This is a genomic window from Paramuribaculum intestinale, assembly GCF_003024925.1.
GTDB lineage: Bacteria > Bacteroidota > Bacteroidia > Bacteroidales > Muribaculaceae > Paramuribaculum > Paramuribaculum intestinale.
Genome location: NZ_PUED01000171.1, coordinates 1 through 4874, shown reverse-complemented (window position 1 = coordinate 4874; position 4874 = coordinate 1). Strand labels below are relative to the sequence as shown.

General features: G+C 52.2%; 3 protein-coding genes. All 3 read left to right on the top strand.

Translation table 11 applies throughout. The features are described 5' to 3' along the window. Window positions 1-155: 155 nt before the first annotated feature. A complete protein-coding gene (radA, locus tag C5O24_RS10750; RefSeq protein ID WP_107034734.1) occupies window positions 156-1523 on the top strand; it encodes a DNA repair protein RadA in 1368 nt (455 codons plus the stop codon). 16 nt (window positions 1524-1539) lie between these two features. Further along, complete coding sequence (locus C5O24_RS10745) at window positions 1540-2424, top strand: EamA family transporter (protein WP_107034735.1); 885 nt, start codon at window positions 1540-1542, stop codon at window positions 2422-2424. A 136-nt stretch (window positions 2425-2560) separates the two neighbouring features. Then, window positions 2561-4714 carry a tetratricopeptide repeat protein gene (locus tag C5O24_RS10740; protein WP_161553889.1) on the top strand — a complete coding sequence of 718 codons (2154 nt, stop codon included), beginning with the start codon at window positions 2561-2563 and terminating at the stop codon, window positions 4712-4714. Window positions 4715-4874 lie beyond the last annotated feature (160 nt).

Here is a 4874-nt window from a genome sequence, read left to right as displayed (position 1 = left end):
GAGAGTCTTTCCAGCGTCTTTTTGTTTGCTCCCCGGTCATGTAGCTACGGCTACACTCCCTCATCACAAACAAAAATCCATCTGACAATCCTTCTCAAAATCCGTATTATATAAATTTAGACAATCTATTAAACTGAAAAAACAGATCATCAGCAATGGCAAAAACAAAGACCGTGTGGGTGTGCAGTTCGTGCGGAAACGACTTTCCGAAGTGGGAAGGACGATGCAGCGCGTGCGGAGCATGGAACACCCTTGTGGAAGAGAAGGTGACTATATCGTCGCAGACACGCGCCAAGAGCGGAATGACATCGCGACAGCGTCCACGCCCACTGCGTGTGTCGGAAATCGAAACATCCGACGCTCCACGCATACGCATGCCGAGCAAGGAACTCAACCGAGTGCTCGGCGGCGGCCTTGTCCCCGGCTCGATGGTGCTTATCGGCGGCGAGCCCGGCATTGGTAAATCCACCCTGGTGCTACAGAACACATTGTCGATACAATCGCGTCGCGTGCTTTACGTTTCGGGCGAGGAGAGCGCTATGCAGATAAAGATGCGTGCCGAACGCCTCGGACGTCAGAGCGACACGGTGTATATCGTGTGCGACACATCGCTTGAAAACATTTTCGAGCATATCGAGAACACAGATCCCGGACTGATCGTCATCGATTCGATACAGACCATAGCTTCCGATGAACTTGAATCTCCGGCCGGAAGCGTAGGCCAGGTAAGAGAGTGCTCGGCACGGTTGCTGCGATATGCCAAAGAGAGCGGTGTGCCGGTGATTGTGATCGGCCACATAACCAAAGAGGGCAATATCGCCGGGCCTAAAGTACTGGAACACATTGTTGATACCGTATTGCAGTTTGAAGGCGACCGACATTATCTGTATAGGTTGCTCCGGTCGATCAAAAACCGATTCGGAAGCACGTCCGAACTCGGCATTTACGAAATGGTGCGTAGCGGTCTGCGGGAGGTCACCAATCCTTCGGAGATACTGTTGTCGCAGACCGACACCAATCTGTCGGGCACCTCGATAGGTGTGACGATGGAGGGTATTCGTCCGCTGATGATCGAGGTGCAGGCTCTTGTGAGCACTGCCGCCTATGGCACACCGCAACGGTCTGTGACCGGCTTTGACGCCAAAAGGATGAATATGTTGCTTGCCGTACTGGAGAAGCGCGTGGGGTTCAAATTGGCCCAGAAGGACGTGTTTCTCAATATAGCCGGAGGCATGAAGGTCAATGATCCGGCTCTTGACATGGCCGTGATCAGCGCCATCCTGTCGAGCAATGTGGACATTGTGGTGCCTCATACCGTGTGTATGGCCGGGGAAGTGGGACTTACCGGCGAGATTCGCCCTGTCACCCGCATAGAACAACGCATACAGGAGGCTGAGAAACTCGGCATGGAGCAAATCATCATACCACGGAGCAATGTCAAGGGTATGGATCTCGGATCGCTGAATATAAAGATCACTGAAGTCAGCAAAGTGGAAGAGGCCTTCCGACTGCTGTTTGCATAAGCGCAAAATATAGATCATGTGGGTGGCTCTGGCTCTTATCTCGGCTACATGTCTGGGATTTTATGACGTGATGAAGAAACTGTCGGTGCGTGGCAATGACGTGCTGACGGTATTGATGCTCAACACCGTTTTCGGCGCCGTGCTGATGTCGCCGATACTTGTCGGCGGTATTGCGACAGGGGAGTGCTCAATATCATCGCCGGCGGCCCATGGCATGATCATAATCAAGTCGTTTATCGTGCTCGGGTCATGGATCCTTGGATATTTCGCCGTGAAACATCTGCCTCTGACCATACAAGGACCTATCAACGCCTCCCGTCCGGTGATGGTGCTTGTCGGCGCAGTGGCTGTGTACGGCGAACAGCTCAATCTCCTGCAGTGGGCCGGCATATCGCTCGGTTTTCTATCACTCTACATGATCTCTCGCATAAGCGCAAGCGAGGGGATCTCGCTACGAAGCAGCCGATGGCTATGGATGGCTGTCGGAGCCGCACTGCTTGGCGCCGTCAGCGCGCTTTACGACAAGTATCTCCTCCGGCATTTCCGACCGCTCGACGTCCAGGCATGGTATTCGTTTTATCAATGCATCATCATGTCGTGCGCCCTGATGGCTGTAAGACGATGGTCGTCGTCATCGCATTCTGTTTTTTCGTGGCGATGGACGATCCCGCTGATATCGATATTTCTGACCGTGGCCGACATAGCTTACTTCTATTCGTTGTCGCTCGATGGTGCGATGATTTCTGTCGTGTCGATGATACGTCGCGGCAGTGTCGTTATCCCATTCATCTACGGAGCTGTAATGCTTCGCGAAAAGAATTTCAAAGCAAAGGCAGCCGATCTGTGCATACTCATGGTCAGCCTCGGACTGCTCGTGCTGGGCTCTACAGTGGCAAAATGACGGCAATTACAGTTTTTTCACCATCATAGCTTGCTTTTGCCCATGCAAATGAATTAACTTTGCATGGGATAATCTGATCATTATATCATTTGCAGGAATGATCGGGGTCTATTCCCACAGCTTACTTACAAATCCAATGTTATCACGTTTTATAATCAGGATAGCGTGTCTGGCGGCACTCCTTTCATGCGAGATGCCGACCCACGCACAGATCAATACAGATCAGGTGATGCAGGTAGGGCGCAACGCGCTTTATTTTGAAGACTATATGCTGTCGATACAGTATTTCAACCAAGTGATCGCAGCCAAGCCTTATCTCGCACAGCCATATTTTTTCAGGGCGATAGCCAAATACAATCTCGACGACTTCCGAGGGGCTGTAGCCGACGCATCCAAAGCTCTCGAACAGAATCCGTTTCTGCTCGACGCCTACGAACTGCGCGCGGTGGCCAACCAAAATATCGGGAACGTTGAAGACGCGCTGAACGATTATGACGAAGTGCTCGGCACTCTGCCTGAAAACCGTGTGATACTGTTCAACAAGGCTCTCGCATATCAAGAACTGAAGCGGTATGACGAGGCTGCGGCCACATTCGATGCGCTGCTCGCCACGCACAGCGGATTTGATGGCGGATACGTGGGGCGCGCACGCCTGCGTCTGGAGCAGAAGGATACCGTCGGGGCTCTCGCCGACGTGGAAAAGGCTCTTGATCTTAACAAACGCTCTGTCAACGCATACCTTATCAGAGCCGACGTGGCCATAAACTCCCACCGCGACTACGCGGCGGCACTCGACGACATGAACGAAGCCATTCGTCTGCAACCCAAATATCCGGGGTTCTACATAAATCGCGCGTTTCTTCGACACAATCTTGATGATTATTACGGCGCGTTGAGCGACTATGAGTATGCCATACAACTTGACCCGGAAGATTATACCGGTTATTTCAACCGTGCTCTGCTACTGTGTGAAGTTAGAGATTTCGACAAGGCGCTTGCTGATCTCAACAAAGTGCTTGCCCTGAGAGGCACAGACTACCGGGCGTTGTATAACCGCGCTCTCGTGTTGAAGGAAAAACGCGACTTCAAAGGCGCGCTCGCCGACATCAATACCATCATAGCCGCATATCCCAATCTGGCAGCAGGATATTTCCTGCGATCAGAGATACGCCGCGACATGGGCGATATGAAAGCGAAAGAGGATTTTGATCGATCTCTCGCACTGGCCCGCGGTAACAAAGCTGGAAATTCGGGTCGCAACGACATCCGAGAACAAGGAGGCCAGGACAGCAGCATCAAAACCTCGTCAGACGGTAACAGCACCGAGCCTCAGACTGCCGGTGAGCCGACTCCGTTTGACAAGGATTTCGAAGAGATAATGCGCGGCGCGGCCGAGTCGCCCGACAAGGTAATGGCACGCTTCACATCACTTCTTACGGTCAACGACAATACCAACATAGAGCAGGAGTTCATCAATAAAAGCATCAGAGGCAGGGTGCAGAACCGTAATGTCAGCATCTCATACGAGCCAATATTCACAGCATCGTATTACAATTCACCCACTGAACTGCGCCCCAACCCCGAATACATCAAGGAGGTGGATGAGATCAACCGCACACGCGCACTGAGATTCTTGTTGCAGGTGACCAATTCTGTGCCGAGCCTTGACGACGAAGACCAGATAAAGCGCCATTTCGATTCGGTGAATTATTACAATTCATATCTGTCATCGCATAAGCCTCGTGCGATAGACTATTTCGGACGAGCAATGGACCTGCTGACGCTACGCAATTATGATGGTTCGATAGCCGACTTCAACAGAGCGCTGGAACTTACGCCCGACTTCACCATGGCATACTTCATGAGAGGCATAGCCCGCCTGCAGAAACTCGAATCGGAAGCCGAAGAGAGTGCGAAAACACAGCCAGGCGACGGACGCATTCATCAGACGGCTCCGGCAATCATGCCGGGCGCATCGATGCAGCAGCGCCGCGCCAATATGACCGAAGTAATGGCCGATATCGACAAAGTCATAGAGCTTTCGCCTGAAATGCCTGTGGCTTACTACAACAAGGGAGTGATATTGCTTCAGCTGCAGGACTACACTTCGGCACTCAAGGCTCTCAACCGCGCTATAGAACTTAAGCCCGACTTCGGAGAAGCCTACTACAACCGCGGATTGGTTTTTTTTATGCTCGGCGACAGCAACAAGGGATCGGCCGATGTCAGCAAAGCGGGCGAACTGGGTGTAGGGCCATCATACAACCGTCTGAAACGGAGGAACCGGTAACAGTCCAGCCATATCGGCCTCGCCGGTAATATAGTGAAATAAACAGATTCCGCCGACAATTTCTCATTACGAGAAAACTGTCGGCGGAATTAATGCTTTGCAGCCGGACTGTAAGCCGGGTTATGTCGGCCTGACACTTCCCCGAGGGGGCCATCAGGGC